Here is a 14,642-nt window from a genome sequence, read left to right as displayed (position 1 = left end):
ATTCTTATCTTAAAGATATGTTTGTAAGAAATTTTGTGTTTTAAAGGATGCGTTTATGAGAAAGTTAACCCTATTATTATTGGCCCTAAGCCTGAATGTTGTACTAGCATTTGGGCAGGAACGGAAATATTTGGTGTTTGAGTTTATGAAAGTAGAAACCGGCAACACTATAAACTATATGGATCATAAGGACTTTTTGGAACGTATATATCAAAAGGCGGTTGAAAAAGGGGATATAACCGGTTGGGATTTTTGGTCGCTGAAATCTGGAACCGATAGTGGAGAGTTTCAGTATGTGACAGTGACCTATTATGATGATCCGGTTAAAATGATGACCGGTATATCTCTGCCCAAAATGGTGGAGTACGGGAGGGATGTATATGATACCTTTGATGATAATCAGATGATCCAGATGTTAAAAGATGCCGAAGCTAGTAGAGATCTGGCTGTGCGGTCTTATATGGAAGAAATCGCCCGTACAGATACTGAATTTGAAATGAAGCCTGGTGTTTTAGCGTCTTTTGACCTCATGAAAGCAGTTGAGGGTAGGTTTGAAGATTATGAACAAGCTGAGATGGAAGTTTTTCAACCTTTCCATCAAAAAAGAATTGATAACGACTTGATGGGCGGATGGAGGTTGCTTCGAACAGCCTTGCCTTTTGGAAGTGAAGCAAAATCTACCCACATGACGATGAATTTTTATAGGGATTATATGCAGTTTTTCAACTCAATGGAATACGAAGACTTAGAGGCATCTGAAGAGGACAAGGAGGCGGTAGAAAAAGGTCTGCAGTCACGAGATCAAAAATGGGTGTATCTGGCTACCTTGGAAAAGGCTGTGAGATAATATTCAGACCTGCCAGTTTTTTAACCTGGCAGGTCTTTTTATACATTATCCCTCAAAATCAATATCCAACGAAATAGGTACTGCCTTTAACGCTTTGCTAATTGGACAGTTGTCTTTAGCGATTCGTGCCACTACCTCAAAATCCTCTTTGCTCATTCCTTTTACCTTCCCTTTTAGCTTTAAATGAATTTCTTGTACTCCAAAATCATCGCTTCCTTTTTCTTTTTCTAGTGTTACGGTAGCCACTGTGTGAAGTTCATCAGCATCAAAACCTTTGTTTGCCACCTGGAAACTCAAGGCCATATTAAAGCAGCCTGCGTGAGCCGCAGCCAGCAATTCTTCAGGGTTGGTTCCCTGCTTGCCATCCTCGTTTTCAAAACGCATTTTGGTGGAGTATGGGGTGTTGTCAAAAAATCCACTAGGAGAGGAGAGTTGTCCTTTTCCTTCTAGTCCGTTGCCTTTCCAAATGGAGGTTGCTTTTCGTTTCATGGTATAAAGTGATTTATAGTTCTAAGTTGATTAAAATTTCTTTTAGCTTGCCAGTGCCCGTACTGGCTGGACTTTCAATTGCGGTCAAGTTTTTCACATAGCTGACATGTGGCACTTTAATGTCCACAATGTATTTTTTGATCTCTGGACGCGTATAGCCTAACAAACTTGCGGCGGGATATACCACCAAGCTGGTCCCGATAATGGCAAAAATATCCGCGTCTGCTGCAATATCAATAGCTTCTTCCATTTTGGTGACAGCCTCTCCAAACCATACTACAAAAGGTCTCAATTGCGATCCTTTTTCACATTTGTCCCCATTGTTCAATTCCCAGCCATCCATGTCATAGACTAATGACGGGTCAAGCGTGCTTTGTGATTTAAAGAGTTCTCCGTGTAAGTGTATGACTTTTGTCGATCCGGCCATTTCATGGAGTGGATCAATATTCTGAGTAACAATGGTGACATCAAAATGTTTCTCCAGTCCAGCTAGGTGAAAATGAGCTGCATTAGGTTTGACAGTTGTTGCTTGTTTTCTTCGTTGATTGTAAAATTCGAGCACCAGTTCAGGGTTTTTTTTCCACCCTTCAGGAGTGGCCACTTCCATCACGTCATGTCCTTCCCAAAGTCCATTAATATCCCTAAAGGTCTGAATGCCACTCTCGGCGGAAATTCCAGCCCCTGTAAGCACTACTAGTTTTTTCATGATTGATCCAATACTTTTTTCTCCATTTGTTTTTTAGCAATCTGGCTGATTCCTACAGCCAATCCTAAAAATAGGATATAAGGAATCAGGAGTGCCACATAGGAAAAATAGCTCAAATCTTTGATCATGGCAAAAAAGAATGCTGAATACCATGAAACCATACTGATTGCACCGACTGCAAATGAGACTTTTTTGAGGGTGTTGTTTTTTTGGAGGTCTTTTTTCAAAAGGGAAATTTCCTCCAAAGCTGGTGTAATATACAGATTCAAGGCACCACCATTTAAGATGACCACTATCATTACGGTCATTTTCATCATAAATCGGTCATTGGCCAAGTAGCCTTCGATGTCGGTGAGGAAAAGTGCAACTCCGCTTACAATCAGCAAAATTAAGCCAATGATGATGATTTGACTGATAATATGCATAATCACAGCTTCTTGAGCATTGATCTTAAAGTTGCGAAGAAAATGGAAGATCATGATGTCAATGATAGTTGTACCGCCCAAGCCCAGTACCATTCCCAAAAGATGGACGGTCAATGTATATTCTCTAGCTTCTTGGAAAAGTTCGATTACTCCTGACATCTGTTGATATATGAAAAAACTAATAACCCCATTAAGTGCAAGCATTCCGACCGAATTCCATTTGAATTGAGCCACTTCCGTAAAGCTCATCAGGATTTTGTAAATGAGCAATAGCACGATAGCCATGGAAATCATAAACATGGCCAGGTCCAGATGATTGATAAATGCCTGCACAAATAATTTGACGGTGTATACTAATGCGGTAAAAGCGAAAAAACCAATTATGATTTTCTCGTAGGGGATTTTCAAAAAGTACATGCCCTTTATATGGTCTCTAGGGTCATCTTCCTTTACTTCAACTCGGTCGCGTTTCTTATAACCGTAAAAAGCCAATCCTAAACCGGCAAATGAACAGATTAATATAATGATGTAGTAGAGTTGCATAGAATTATGGTAAAAAGTCCAAATTATAATTATAAAAAGCAATTGGCATTCCAATAAGCCAAGAAAACAAAAAAGCTTCCCCAATCGGGGAAGCTTTGATCACTTTTTCTTCTTAGCAAATTTGCCTTTCTTCTTTTTTTCAGGCTGATTTTCTATAATATGCAAGGTCTCCTCATAGGTAAGCTCTTCAGCTTCTTTATCCTTGGGGATCTTGTAATTGTTCTTGTTAAACTTGATATAAGGACCCCAGCGGCCATTTAAAATCTGAATCTCTGGATTTTCCTCGAAAGTTTTAATATGCTTTTTGGCGTCAGCTTCTCTTTTGTCTTTGATCAGCTCTATAGCTTCTTCTTCAGTGATACTCAATGGGTCAAGTTCTTTACCCAAAGACACAAACTTGCTGTCGTGTCTTATATAAGGGCCAAACCGTCCTATTGCCGCAACAATCTTCTTGTCTTCAAAATGCCCCACATCTCTAGGGAGTTTGAACAATTCTAGAGCATCCTCCAAAGTTATGTTTTCGATAAACTGACCTTTCTTAAGGCTGGCAAATTTCTTTTCCTCGTCGTCCTGCTCGCCAATCTGCACCAACGGGCCAAACTTGCCCAGTCGCACAATTATCGGTTTGCCGGACTTTGGATCAATTCCCAGGTCTCTACTGGAATTCACATCGGCCCGGCTGACATTTTCAGTCTGCTCTACCTTGCTATGGAATACCGTGTAGAAGTTTTCGATCATTTCTTCCCACTCTTGCTTCCCTTGGGCAATGTCGTCAAATTCTTTCTCTACTCTTGCGGTGAAAGTATAGTCGATGACATTTGGGAAATGCTCCACCAAAAAGTCATTTACCACCATTGCGATGTTAGTCGGGAACAATTTGTTTTTATCCGAGCCGGCGTTTTCGGTTTTGGTGGCTTTGGCAAATTTGCCGTTATTGATTTTCATCTCCACATAATCTCTAGGAGTGCCATCTCTGGATTCCTTGATTACATAATTCCGTTTCTGAATGGTGGAGATGGTCGGGGCATAAGTAGATGGACGTCCAATGCCCATTTCTTCCAGCTTTTTGACCAAAGATGCCTCAGTGTAGCGTGCCGGTGGTCTGGTAAAGGTCTGCTTGGCCTTCATTTCGACAAGGTCTAGCTTTTGACCAATAGCCAATGGAGGTAGCAAGCCTTTGTTGGTGCTTTCTTCATCTTCAGGTTCTTCGTCAGTACTTTCTAAATAAACCTTTAGAAAGCCCTCAAATTTGATTACCTCACCACTTGCAGAAAGTGTCTGTTGAGCATTAGAGATACCGATGGTGACATTGGTTTTTTCCAATTGAGCGTCGGCCATTTGAGAAGCAATTGCTCTTTTCCAGATAAGTTCGTAAAGCCTTTGCTCATTTCTGTCATTTCCGGCATCGTGTTCAGCAAAGTTGGATGGCCTAATGGCTTCGTGAGCCTCTTGTGCACCTTCCGATTTGCCGCTGTATTTTCTGGCCTTGTGAAATTCCTTTCCATAGGCACTTTCAATCTCATTTTGCGCCTTTTGCATAGCCTCCTCCGAAAGGTTGACACTATCAGTACGCATATAGGTAATCTTACCGGATTCATATAGCTTTTGGGCTACAGTCATCGTCTGTCCAACCGAAAAACCCATCTTTCTACTCGCTTCCTGCTGAAGAGTAGAAGTGGTAAAAGGAGGTGCTGGAGTCTTTTTGGCGGGTTTTTTCTCCAAGTTTTGGATAGAAAATTCCCCGGTAAGACAAGTTTGAAGAAACTGCTCAGCCTCTTCCTCGGTTTCAAATTTCTTAGGTAGTTCTGCGGAAAGCGGTTTGCCATCTACTAAAAATTGGGCAGTTACCCTATAGGCTGCTTTTGCGTTGAACTTGTCGATTTCTCTTTCCCTTTCCACGATAAATCTCACGGCTACGGATTGTACCCTACCAGCGGAAAGCCCGGCTTTGATTTTTTTCCAGAGCACAGGTGAAAGCTCAAAACCCACGAGTCTGTCCAAGATTCTGCGTGCTTGCTGGGCATTGACCAAGTCAATGTCAATGGTACGTGGGTTTTCAATTGCCTTCGAAATGGCGCTTTTGGTGATTTCCCTAAAGACGATTCTTTTTGTGGAGTCATCCTTCAGTTTTAAAACCTCTTTCAAATGCCAGCTGATTGCCTCTCCTTCACGGTCGTCGTCACTCGCTAGGTAGATGGTCTCTGCATCCTTAACCAAGCTTTTGAGCTGTTTGATCACATCCTTTTTGTCTGGAGTGACCTCATAGGTAGGCTTGAACTTATTTTTGATATCAATGGCCTTGTCACCCTTGGGGAGATCACGGACGTGACCGTAGCTCGAGGCTACTTTGAAGTCCTTGCCTAGATAGCCTTCAATGGTTTTGGCTTTGGCAGGTGACTCGACTATGACTAGATTTTTTGGCATAAGTTTATGGATTAAGTTGGTCTTTTGGGAAGCCACAATAAAAATGTAAAATTAGACCCGATATATTTCATGTCCAAATCCCTGACCTTGGTCTTTTTTGTGGCACGATAATTTGCTATAATATGCAAATATGAATTATTTCAACACCAATGACAAAGTTAATCTACATTTTAAGACACGGGGAGGCCGAATATGGAGGAGGTTTTTCGGGCGATTTCAAGCGGAATCTAACTGAAAAGGGGCGAACCGACATTCAAAGGGTAGGGAGAATCCTGAATTCACAGTATTCCAAACCTGATCTAATGATCCACAGTCCTGCTACCAGGACGAGTCAAACCACGCAAGTTATTCAGGAACATTTTCCCGCTTCAGTGATTATAAAAAAAGAAAACATTTATGAAAGTTCCCTTACCAATCTTTTGGAAAACATTAAAAGTGTGGATGATGACAAATCAAAATTGATGCTCGTCGGCCATAATCCCGGATTGATAGAACTAGTCAATTATCTTACTGATCATCCCATCTATTATCTTCAGCCCGGAAACTGTGTGGTGATGGAACTGCATATCGAGAAATGGTCCTTTTTATCAGGCAATTGCGGCGGAATTCCGGCTGTGATTCAATAGGTTATTCAACCGGGAAAAATATAATTCTTTAATAAACCGCAAAATTTTATTTTTTTTGTAGGATTAATACTTTAGAAAAAATAAAAAATAATCAGTTATGAGCGCATTAGGACGTCATATCATAGTGGAATTTTACGATTGTAATCCGGAGATTCTAAATGATGTGGTACATATACAGAATAGTATGGAGGAGGCAGCCGAGGAGGCGAGCGCCACGATAATCAACTCTACTTTTCACCATTTTTCACCCTATGGTGTATCTGGTGTGGTGGTGATTCAAGAAAGCCACTTGGCGATACATACCTGGCCAGAATATGGATATGCATCCGTGGATTTGTTTACCTGTGGGGAGACGGTCAATCCATGGGTTTCTTATAACTATTTGAAAACAGCCTTTGAGGCCGCTCATGGTTCTGCAGTGGAGTTGAGAAGAGGGGAAATGGCTCAGCTTACCCATAAGGATTTTGATATCAATCAGATGAGAGATGAAAAATCTGCTGAGGAAGGTGGCCCAATGAGAACCAAAGATGTGTGGTTTACGGAAAGAAATGACAACATCGCACTTTCCATGAAACATGACGGCAAACTCTATGAAGAGGAGTCCGAATTCCAGAAAGTAGAAATTTACAAGACCTTTGCATATGGCAACATGCTGACTTTGGACGGCATGGTGATGACGACTGAGAAAGATGAGTATGTGTATCATGAGATGATTGCACACGTACCAATGCAAACCCACCCAGACCCTAAGCGAGTTTTGATAATTGGCGGTGGTGATGGCGGTACAGCAAGAGAGATCTTGAAATATGAGCAACTGGAAGAGGTAGTCATGGTAGAAATTGACGAAAAAGTAGTTGAAGCTTCTAAGCAGTTTTTGCCAACCATTGCTTCAGCATTTGATAATCCAAAGCTAAATCTTAAAATTGAAGACGGAATCAAATATGTGAACGAAGCTGCCGATGAGTCATTTGATATAATATTGGTAGATAGCACTGATCCGGTTGGTCCTGGTGAAGGACTGTTTACTGCGGAATTCTATACACAAGTTCACAGAATTCTTAAAAAAGATGGCATCATGGTGACCCAATCTGAGTCTCCAAGATTCAATGAGAAGGTGTTTGTAGAAATTTATGATTGTTATAGAGAGATATTCGGGAATGAGAATGTACATTGTTACTTGGTGCATATCCCAACTTACCCTACTGGCATGTGGTCGTTTTCATATAGTGCAAAAGGAAATTGCTCCCCTAATGATGTTCAAGAAAAGGCCCAGGAGTTACTTCCTTCCTTCAACTTGAATTATTATAATCAGGATATTCACCAAGCAGCTTTTGTATTGCCAAATTTTGTTCAGAAAATGATTCAGCCAAAATCTTAATTTAATTTATGTCTGCAAAAAATCAAATTATTGACAATTTTGATCCCAATGGAGTGGGAGAAGGAGGGACCCTTTTTGGGTTGCCCTTTGATGAGGACACTGCTGAGCTTATAGTGATACCAGTGCCTTGGGAAGTTACAGTTTCATACAATCCAGGTACCGCAGATGGACCAGAGGCAGTATTGGCTGCTTCACCCCAATTGGATCTATACCAAGATGATATCAATGATGCCTGGAAAATGGGTATTCACATGATTCCAATTCCAGATCATATTAAGGTATCCAGTAATAATTATAGAATTCTGGCTGCTAATTATATCAAGTTTCTGGAAGAAGGCTCGCCGGAAATGGATCAGGAGAGGTTTTCAGCAGTTCCTGATTTGATCAATAAGGCTAGTACTGAGATGAATGACTGGGTATACGAAACAGTAAAAAAATATAAGTCTCAAGGAAAACTGGTCGCCCTACTTGGAGGTGACCATAGTACCCCGCTGGGCATGATCAAGGCAATGACTGAAGAGCATGATTCTTTTGGGATTCTTCAGATAGATGCTCACGCCGACTTAAGAGTTGCTTATGAAAACTTCGAATACAGCCATGCCTCCATATCCTATAATGCTCTTAAATATTCTCAGGTAAGCAAGTTGGTGCAAGTAGGTGTTCGGGATTATTGCGAGGCCGAAGCGGTGATGGCTCAGGGTAACAAGAAGATCAGTACCTTTTATGATAAAGCTTTGAAAGAAGCCTTATTTGAAGGAAAAAACTGGAAGTCAATCTGTGATGACATCATTAGGGAGTTGCCAGAAAAAGTTTATATCACCATCGATATTGACGGCTTTGACCCGAAGTTATGCCCAAATACTGGAACACCTGTAGCGGGAGGTTTTGAGCTTGATGAAGTTCTGTATCTTATGAAACAAGTGGTGAGGTCCGGTAAGGAGATTATCGGTTTCGACCTAGTGGAAGTGGCACCAGGACCTGGAGAGGATGAATGGGATGGAAATGTGGGAGCTAGAGTCTTGTACAGAATGTGCAATCTTTTGGGGGTTTCACAAAAAAGATTGAGTTTTAAATAACCTTTAGAGAGGCTGTGTGATCGCAGCCTCTTTTTTATGATATTAATCAAAATGATTTTTGAATGAAAGGATTAATTCTAACCGATAAAATTTCCGACAGAATTGCTGTAAGGGATGTCGAATTACCAGAGTTAAAAGATGATGAGGTACTGGTGGAAATAAGGGCCGCTGCCCTCAATCACCGGGACCAATGGTGCCGAGAGGGCCGATATCCCAATATCCAAAACGGGGTGATTTTAGGTTCTGATGGGGCTGGGGTGGTCAAAAAGCTTGGGAGGGACGTGGATCCCACTTGGCAGGAAAAAGAAGTGATCATCAATCCGGCCATGAATTGGGGTGAGAATCAAAAGGCCCAATCTAAGGACTTTCAGATTTTGGGCATGCCTTCCCATGGGACATTTGCCGAATTTGTGGTGGTAAAAGGAGATAGACTTTACACCAAGCCTGAGCACTTGAGTTGGGAAGAGGCCGCTGCCTTGCCCTTAGGTGGATTGACGGCTTATAGGTCGGTGTTTTTCCATGGGAAAGTTGAAAAAGGGCAGAAAGTCTTGGTTACCGGCTTTGGCGGAGGAGTAGCTCAATTTGCGGCTCAATTTGCCGTAGCAGCAGGAGCTGAGGTGTTCGTGACAAGTGGGAAGGAAGAAAAGCTCTCCATAGCAAGGCAACAGGGTGTAAAAGAAGGGTTTAATTATAAAAAGGAAAATTGGGCCGAGGATGCACGAAAAGTAACAGGAGGGTTTGATTTGGTAATAGACAGTGCAGTAGGAGATACCTGGGGGGATCTATTGAAGGTTTTGAAGCCAGGGGGAAAACTGGTGTTTTACGGCGCTACTTTAGGCAATCCAACTGGACTGGATATGAGAAGGGTTTTTTGGAACCAATTGACTATTCAGGGCAGCACTATGGGGAGTGACTCTAATTTTGAGGAAATGTTGGCTTTTGTCAAAAGTACTAAAATTGTTCCCGTTGTGGATCAGGTTTTTAAACTTGATGATGCACTGCAGGCTTTTGACAGAATGAAGGCAGGAGATCAAATTGGGAAGATTGTTTTGAGCATGGATTAATCCAAATCATTTTCGAAAAGAAAATTTTGGTAGGCATTTTGCAGCTCCCTTTGGGCATGGTTATCATTTTTAGCCTTGGCCAGAGAGATTCCCTTTACAAAAATGGATTTAGCTTTTTCCAACTCATCTTTTTTTTCAAAAAACAAACCCGCATGATAGTAAGTAGGTAGATAATCCGCAAACTTCTCAAGTAGCAGGTCGAAATAATAGGTAGCCTTTTGGATGTTGGAGTTTTGATACTCCAGCGCTAATGCATAAAAGTTAAAAGGGTTGTCAGGCTCCTCCTTTGCGAAGTCCAAAAGTTGCTCAATACGGCCTAAATTGCTCATGATTACGTTTTTTAATTAACATTGTATTCGTTAAATTCACGACAAATTAAAGAAAAATAAAATAATAAAATATATGAAAATTCTTGTATGCATCACTCACGTGCCGGATACAACATCCAAAATTCAATTTACAGATAACAATACCAAATTCGACAAGTCTGGTGTTCAGTTCATTATCGGTCCCTATGACGACTACGCGTTGGCTAGGGCTGTGGAATTGAAGGAACAGACAGGTGGAAGTCTTACCGTTTTGAATGTTGGAGAGGCCGAGACTGAGCCGACTATCAGAAAAGCTTTAGCTATTGGGGCAGATGATGCCATCAGAGTGAATGCATTTCCAAAGGATTCCCTTTTTGTGGCCAAGCAGATCGCTCATTACGCGAAAGAGGGCGGTTATGACTTGATCCTTATGGGTAGAGAATCTATAGATTTCAATGGCGGTATGGTTCACGGTATGGTTGGAGAACTTTTGGGCATGCCCTCGATTTCCCCAGTCATGAAGCTTGACATCGAAGGAAGTACAGCCAAAATGGCCAGAGAAATCGAAGGTGGAAAAGAGTATTTGGAAGTTAATCTTCCATTTATTGCCGGGTGCCAGGAGCCAATCGCTGAATGGAAAATTCCCAATATGAGAGGAATCATGTCAGCCAGAACCAAGCCTTTAAATGTCGTAGAGCAGGTTTCAGATGAAGCTGCCACAGGCGTAGTGGAATTTAAACTTCCTCCTGCCAAAGGTGAAGTGAAGCTGATCGACAAGGACAATGTGGAAGAGTTGGTTAAGCTTTTGAAAAACGAAGCCAAGGTCCTTTAATTAATTGTTTGAATCCAAAATTGAAAAATATGTCTATTTTAGTATATATAGAACAGGCTGACGGAGCCATCAAAAAAACATCATTGGAAGCGGTCTCTTTTGCCAAGGCTTTGGCCGACAAAGAGGGCGGAGACGTTGTTGCTGTTGCACTTGGTACGATTGACCAAGGTGAACTTGCGAAGACTGGGTCTGCCGGTGCTAGCAAGGTGCTTCATGTAAACGATGAGAAGCTTAATGCTGGAGTGATTCAGGCTCATGCCGCTGCAGTTGCGCAGGCTTTTGAAAAGGTAGCTGCTAAAACTTTGATTCTGGCAAAAAGCTCCTTAGGAGATGCAGTAGCTGCAAGGTTGGCTATTAAGCTTAACGCTGGATTAGTTTCCAATGTGACGGATCTTCCAGAGACCGGGTCTGGGTATAAAGTGAAAAGAAGCATTTACACAGGAAAGGCATTCGCAGAAACTGAGCTTACTACGGACAACAAGATCTTGGCGGTGAAGAAAAACGCTATTGACTTGAAAACTGACGGAGCGGACGCTACTGTTGAGGATTTTGATGTTAACCTTGACGAATCTGTTTTCGCTGCAAAAATCACTTCAACGGACCAAGCCACTGGCGACATCCTATTACCTGAGGCTGATATTGTAGTTTCTGGTGGTCGAGGTATGAAAGGTCCTGAAAACTGGAATTTGATCGAAGATTTGGCTAAAGAGTTGGGAGCAGCTACTGGTTGTTCCAAGCCGGTATCAGATATTGGGTGGAGACCTCACCATGAACACGTAGGACAGACAGGTGTGAAAGTAGCACCGACTTTGTACGTGGCGGTTGGCATATCAGGAGCCATTCAGCATCTTGCAGGAGTCAATTCTTCCAAGTATATTGTAGTTATTAATAAAGATCCGGAAGCTCCTTTTTTCAAAGCAGCTGATTACGGAATTGTAGGCGATGCATTTGAGGTGTTGCCAAAACTTACGGAAGCTGTAAAAGCGTTAAAATAACTTGCTGTGGATAACACTGTAGAATTAGAAATATTAGGATTATCTTCCAATCATTCCCAGTCAGGGTCATTTACCCTGGTGATGGGGGAGCAAGAGGGGAGTAGGCGTCTTCCGATTGTCATCGGTATGTTTGAGGCCCAAGCCATTGCTATAGAGATTGAGAAGATTATTCCTAATAGGCCTATGACCCATGATCTTTTTAAATCATTTGCGGCCAATTTCAATTTTTCAATTGACCATATTTTGATTTCCGATATGCGGGAAGGTGTATTTTACGCCAAGATTGTTTGTCAAAGTTCTGTCAAGAATGTGGAGATTGATGCTAGGCCTTCGGATGCCATAGCGATTGCGGTCCGCTTTGACGCGCCAATTTACTGTACACAGAAAGTGATGTCGGAAGCTGCCATTGAATTTACTGAAGAGGAAGAAGAAGATAAAAGCACCGCTAGGGGAGAAAAAGCCTCCAAACCTGCTGCCAAGTCGACTACTTCTGAGGGCAGTTTGAAAGATTTTAGTCTTGAAAAGCTAAATCAAATGCTTGACAAAGCTATAAACAGTGAAGATTATGAGCGTGCAGCCCGGATCCGGGATGAAATAAACAGACGTAATTAAGAAAATGAACAAAGCCTGAAGAAAACTCAGGCTTTTGTTTTTTGTATGCATATTCCAGTCAAAATCCATTATATTTACCGCCTTGTAAAATATTGTATTGTACTTTTGAAGGGCAATTCTGGAATATATAAATGGATTACGTTAGAGGTATTATAGGGATAGTTGCCCTGCTGGCATTTGCGCTGATTTTTTCATCTAGTAAACGATCTGTGGATTGGCGTTTGGTTGGTATCGGAGTTATTCTTCAATGTGTGTTTGGGTTCTTGATTACAAAAGTTGATTTTGTGGCTCAAATTTTTTCTGCGGTAAGCCGTGGTTTTGTAAAATTTCTTAGCTTTTCCAGTGATGGGGCCATTTTCCTTTTTGGAGATCTGGCTACTAATTCCTTCGGGTTTATATTTGCCTTTCAGGTATTGCCTACCATTATTTTCTTTTCTACTGTATCAGCAGGGCTTTATTATCTAGGTGTCTTACAAAAGGTCGTTTTTGGTATTGCCTGGGTGATGTCTAGAACCATGGGGCTGTCGGGTGCAGAAAGCTTGTCTGCGGCGGGCAATATTTTCTTGGGACAGACAGAGGCTCCGCTGCTGGTAAGGCCCTTTGTTCCCACGATGACACGTTCAGAGCTGATGTGCTTGATGACTGGGGGAATGGCCACGATTGCAGGAGGCGTCTTAGCAGGTTATGTGGCATTTTTGGGTGGTGACAGTTTGGAAGAGCAGAGCCGTTTTGCTGCCTACCTTTTGGGAGCGAGTATTATGAATGCGCCAGCTGCCATTGTGATGTCAAAGATCATCATTCCTGAAACCAATAGGGAAAACCTAAACGATGAATTGGAAGTAAGCCAGGAAAACATGGGTGTGAATCTAATTGACGCCATGTCAAGAGGAGCTTCTGATGGGTTGCGTTTAGCCGTGAATGTTGCGGGGATGCTTTTGGCCTTTATTGCAGTGATTGCAGCTGTAAATTATATCCTAACAGGACTGATAGGAGAGGTGACTGGGCTGAATTCATTTGTGGTAGCCTCCACTAATGGTCAGTTTAGTGGGTTTTCTCTTGAATATATCTTAGGTCAGGTGTTTAGAATTTTTGCTTTTCTAATCGGAGTGGAGTGGTCGGATTCCCTACAGGTAGGATCATTGCTTGGGCAAAAAACAGTGATCAATGAATTTGTGGCATATCTTGGACTGGCCGAGATGAAGGAGGCAGGATCACTTTCTGCCAAGTCGGTAGTAATTGCCACCTATGCCTTATGTGGGTTTTCCAACTTCAGCTCAATTGCTATTCAGGTAGGAGGCATTGGCTCTATTGCTCCAAATCAGCAGGGGAATTTATCAAAATTGGGTATGCGCGCCTTATTGGCAGCAACTTTGGCATGCTTGATGACAGCTACTATTGCTGGTGCGCTTTTCAGTTAAGTGGCACTATTAGATAAAAAAAATGCCATGGAAATTTATCCATGGCATTTTTTTATGCTTAAGACCTTTAATCGTTGATGACAATTTTTTCGATTCTGTCTCCAGCTTTAATTTGATCAATGATATCCAAGCCTTCCGTTACTTTTCCAAAGCAAGTGTGGTTTCTGTCCAAGTGGCGAGTGTTGTCCCTATTGTGGCAAATGAAAAACTGGCTGCCACCGGTGTTTCTACCAGCATGAGCCATGCTGAGCACACCTTTCTCATGGTGTTGGTTGCCACCATTCAGCTCACAATCGATATGGTAGCCTGGGCCACCGGCACCAGTTCCATTAGGACATCCTCCTTGGATTACAAAATTTGGGATTACCCTATGGAAAGTAAGTCCGTCATAGAATCCTTCCTTGGATAATTTTACAAAGTTTTCAACGGTCTTTGGGGCGTCTTCATCATAAAATGAAACCTTCATGACCCCTTTGGCTGTTTGTATTTCTCCTGTTGTCATAATTTTTTTTATTTCTGCAAAAATACTGATTCTCTGATGTAGGGCAAATTAATTTAAACATTAGGATAAAGAATTTGATTAAATTAAGACTACCAACTTGTATAGTATTATGAACAATAGAGAGAAACTTGAAAAAATGGACAGGGCCTTAAGGCTCCTGGAAGATCTGAAAAACAGTCAGGTCGCCCTGATAGAGAAAGCTTCACAGCTTCAATTAGATGCTATGGAGTTTAGTTTTAGTCAGATGGAGAAAAATATGGGCGATCTCTATTCCCGGTACAACGAATCCTTAGATATGTTAAATGAAGAAGTGGAGAGGTTCGAAATCAGAAGAAATAAATTTGAACAGGAACACGGGTTGGATAAGGAAGAAGAGTAAAAATAAAAACGGGCCACC

16 protein-coding genes are annotated in these 14,642 nt (G+C 41.7%); 10 read left to right on the top strand and 6 right to left on the bottom strand.

Annotated features, from left to right (window positions below; genetic code table 11):
• The first annotated feature begins 55 nt into the window (after positions 1-55).
• The gene (locus FPL27_RS13170) at positions 56-847 is read left to right on the top strand and encodes a hypothetical protein (protein ID WP_143961530.1); all 792 of its coding nucleotides are present in this window, start codon (positions 56-58) and stop codon (positions 845-847) included.
• Positions 848-892: 45 nt separating this feature from the next.
• Here FPL27_RS13170 and FPL27_RS13165 read toward each other — a convergent pair whose 3' ends face one another.
• The 4 genes from FPL27_RS13165 to topA form a co-directional block, all read right to left on the bottom strand.
• On the bottom strand, positions 893-1,336 hold the full coding sequence (locus tag FPL27_RS13165) for an OsmC family protein (RefSeq protein ID WP_143961529.1): 444 nt from the start codon (positions 1,334-1,336) through the stop codon (positions 893-895).
• A gap of 13 nt (positions 1,337-1,349) precedes the next feature.
• A complete protein-coding gene (locus tag FPL27_RS13160; protein ID WP_143961528.1) occupies positions 1,350-2,042 on the bottom strand; it encodes a Sir2 family NAD-dependent protein deacetylase in 693 nt (230 codons plus the stop codon).
• Positions 2,039-3,010: a hypothetical protein gene (locus FPL27_RS13155; protein ID WP_143961527.1), complete on the bottom strand. Its 972-nt coding sequence runs from the start codon at positions 3,008-3,010 to the stop codon at positions 2,039-2,041. Before FPL27_RS13155 ends, FPL27_RS13160 begins: the two co-directional genes overlap by 4 nt.
• 99 nt (positions 3,011-3,109) lie before the next feature.
• Positions 3,110-5,434: a type I DNA topoisomerase gene (topA, locus tag FPL27_RS13150; protein WP_143961526.1), complete on the bottom strand. Its 2,325-nt coding sequence runs from the start codon at positions 5,432-5,434 to the stop codon at positions 3,110-3,112.
• Between the two features lie 149 nt (positions 5,435-5,583).
• On the opposite strand from topA, the gene FPL27_RS13145 reads away from it, so the two are divergent.
• The 4 genes from FPL27_RS13145 to FPL27_RS13130 all read left to right on the top strand — a co-directional run bounded on the left by FPL27_RS13145 (position 5,584) and on the right by FPL27_RS13130 (position 9,578).
• Positions 5,584-6,060 (top strand): SixA phosphatase family protein, encoded by a 477-nt coding sequence (locus FPL27_RS13145; protein ID WP_143961525.1) that lies wholly within the window; start codon positions 5,584-5,586, stop codon positions 6,058-6,060.
• A 97-nt stretch (positions 6,061-6,157) separates the two neighbouring features.
• A complete protein-coding gene (gene speE / locus FPL27_RS13140; protein ID WP_143961524.1) occupies positions 6,158-7,438 on the top strand; it encodes a polyamine aminopropyltransferase in 1,281 nt (426 codons plus the stop codon).
• Between the two features lie 8 nt (positions 7,439-7,446).
• The gene (locus FPL27_RS13135) at positions 7,447-8,514 is read left to right on the top strand and encodes an agmatinase family protein (protein ID WP_143961523.1); all 1,068 of its coding nucleotides are present in this window, start codon (positions 7,447-7,449) and stop codon (positions 8,512-8,514) included.
• Positions 8,515-8,576: 62 nt separating this feature from the next.
• Positions 8,577-9,578 carry a zinc-binding dehydrogenase gene (locus FPL27_RS13130; protein WP_143961522.1) on the top strand — a complete coding sequence of 334 codons (1,002 nt, stop codon included), beginning with the start codon at positions 8,577-8,579 and terminating at the stop codon, positions 9,576-9,578.
• Here the strand turns inward: FPL27_RS13130 and FPL27_RS13125 are convergent.
• A complete protein-coding gene (locus tag FPL27_RS13125) occupies positions 9,575-9,907 on the bottom strand; it encodes a tetratricopeptide repeat protein (RefSeq protein ID WP_143961521.1) in 333 nt (110 codons plus the stop codon). The genes FPL27_RS13130 and FPL27_RS13125 overlap by 4 nt on opposite strands.
• Positions 9,908-9,980: 73 nt before the next feature.
• Between FPL27_RS13125 and FPL27_RS13120 the strand changes: the two genes are divergently transcribed.
• From FPL27_RS13120 to FPL27_RS13105, 4 genes are all read left to right on the top strand, one after another.
• Positions 9,981-10,718 carry an electron transfer flavoprotein subunit beta/FixA family protein gene (locus FPL27_RS13120; protein ID WP_143961520.1) on the top strand — a complete coding sequence of 246 codons (738 nt, stop codon included), beginning with the start codon at positions 9,981-9,983 and terminating at the stop codon, positions 10,716-10,718.
• A gap of 29 nt (positions 10,719-10,747) precedes the next feature.
• Complete coding sequence (locus FPL27_RS13115) at positions 10,748-11,713, top strand: electron transfer flavoprotein subunit alpha/FixB family protein (protein ID WP_143961519.1); 966 nt, start codon at positions 10,748-10,750, stop codon at positions 11,711-11,713.
• Positions 11,714-11,719: 6 nt separating this feature from the next.
• Complete coding sequence (locus FPL27_RS13110) at positions 11,720-12,325, top strand: bifunctional nuclease family protein (protein ID WP_143961518.1); 606 nt, start codon at positions 11,720-11,722, stop codon at positions 12,323-12,325.
• Between the two features lie 131 nt (positions 12,326-12,456).
• Positions 12,457-13,743 carry a NupC/NupG family nucleoside CNT transporter gene (locus FPL27_RS13105; RefSeq protein WP_143961517.1) on the top strand — a complete coding sequence of 429 codons (1,287 nt, stop codon included), beginning with the start codon at positions 12,457-12,459 and terminating at the stop codon, positions 13,741-13,743.
• Positions 13,744-13,810: 67 nt separating this feature from the next.
• Here FPL27_RS13105 and FPL27_RS13100 read toward each other — a convergent pair whose 3' ends face one another.
• Positions 13,811-14,245, bottom strand: coding sequence for a peptidylprolyl isomerase (locus FPL27_RS13100; protein ID WP_143961516.1), 435 nt, complete (start codon positions 14,243-14,245; stop codon positions 13,811-13,813).
• Positions 14,246-14,354: 109 nt separating this feature from the next.
• Here FPL27_RS13100 and FPL27_RS13095 point away from each other — a divergent pair, with 109 nt between their 5' ends.
• The gene (locus FPL27_RS13095; RefSeq protein WP_143961515.1) at positions 14,355-14,624 is read left to right on the top strand and encodes a hypothetical protein; all 270 of its coding nucleotides are present in this window, start codon (positions 14,355-14,357) and stop codon (positions 14,622-14,624) included.
• Positions 14,625-14,642: the final 18 nt, after the last annotated feature.

The sequence above is a fragment of the Litoribacter populi genome, from assembly GCF_007483685.1.
Taxonomy (GTDB): Bacteria; Bacteroidota; Bacteroidia; order Cytophagales; family Cyclobacteriaceae; genus Litoribacter; species Litoribacter populi.
The sequence above is the reverse complement of the archived record's forward strand: the minus strand, read 5'-3'. Positions and strand labels throughout refer to the sequence as shown.

Coding starts and splice junctions, on each gene's coding strand:
- FPL27_RS13170 (WP_143961530.1), top strand. CDS start 56: ATGAGAAAGTTAACCCTATTATTATTGGCCCTAAGCCTGAATGTTGTA.
- FPL27_RS13165 (WP_143961529.1), bottom strand. CDS start 1,336: ATGAAACGAAAAGCAACCTCCATTTGGAAAGGCAACGGACTAGAAGGA.
- FPL27_RS13160 (WP_143961528.1), bottom strand. CDS start 2,042: ATGAAAAAACTAGTAGTGCTTACAGGGGCTGGAATTTCCGCCGAGAGT.
- FPL27_RS13155 (WP_143961527.1), bottom strand. CDS start 3,010: ATGCAACTCTACTACATCATTATATTAATCTGTTCATTTGCCGGTTTA.
- topA (WP_143961526.1), bottom strand. CDS start 5,434: ATGCCAAAAAATCTAGTCATAGTCGAGTCACCTGCCAAAGCCAAAACC.
- FPL27_RS13145 (WP_143961525.1), top strand. CDS start 5,584: ATGACAAAGTTAATCTACATTTTAAGACACGGGGAGGCCGAATATGGA.
- speE (WP_143961524.1), top strand. CDS start 6,158: ATGAGCGCATTAGGACGTCATATCATAGTGGAATTTTACGATTGTAAT.
- FPL27_RS13135 (WP_143961523.1), top strand. CDS start 7,447: ATGTCTGCAAAAAATCAAATTATTGACAATTTTGATCCCAATGGAGTG.
- FPL27_RS13130 (WP_143961522.1), top strand. CDS start 8,577: ATGAAAGGATTAATTCTAACCGATAAAATTTCCGACAGAATTGCTGTA.
- FPL27_RS13125 (WP_143961521.1), bottom strand. CDS start 9,907: ATGAGCAATTTAGGCCGTATTGAGCAACTTTTGGACTTCGCAAAGGAG.
- FPL27_RS13120 (WP_143961520.1), top strand. CDS start 9,981: ATGAAAATTCTTGTATGCATCACTCACGTGCCGGATACAACATCCAAA.
- FPL27_RS13115 (WP_143961519.1), top strand. CDS start 10,748: ATGTCTATTTTAGTATATATAGAACAGGCTGACGGAGCCATCAAAAAA.
- FPL27_RS13105 (WP_143961517.1), top strand. CDS start 12,457: ATGGATTACGTTAGAGGTATTATAGGGATAGTTGCCCTGCTGGCATTT.
- FPL27_RS13100 (WP_143961516.1), bottom strand. CDS start 14,245: ATGACAACAGGAGAAATACAAACAGCCAAAGGGGTCATGAAGGTTTCA.
- FPL27_RS13095 (WP_143961515.1), top strand. CDS start 14,355: ATGAACAATAGAGAGAAACTTGAAAAAATGGACAGGGCCTTAAGGCTC.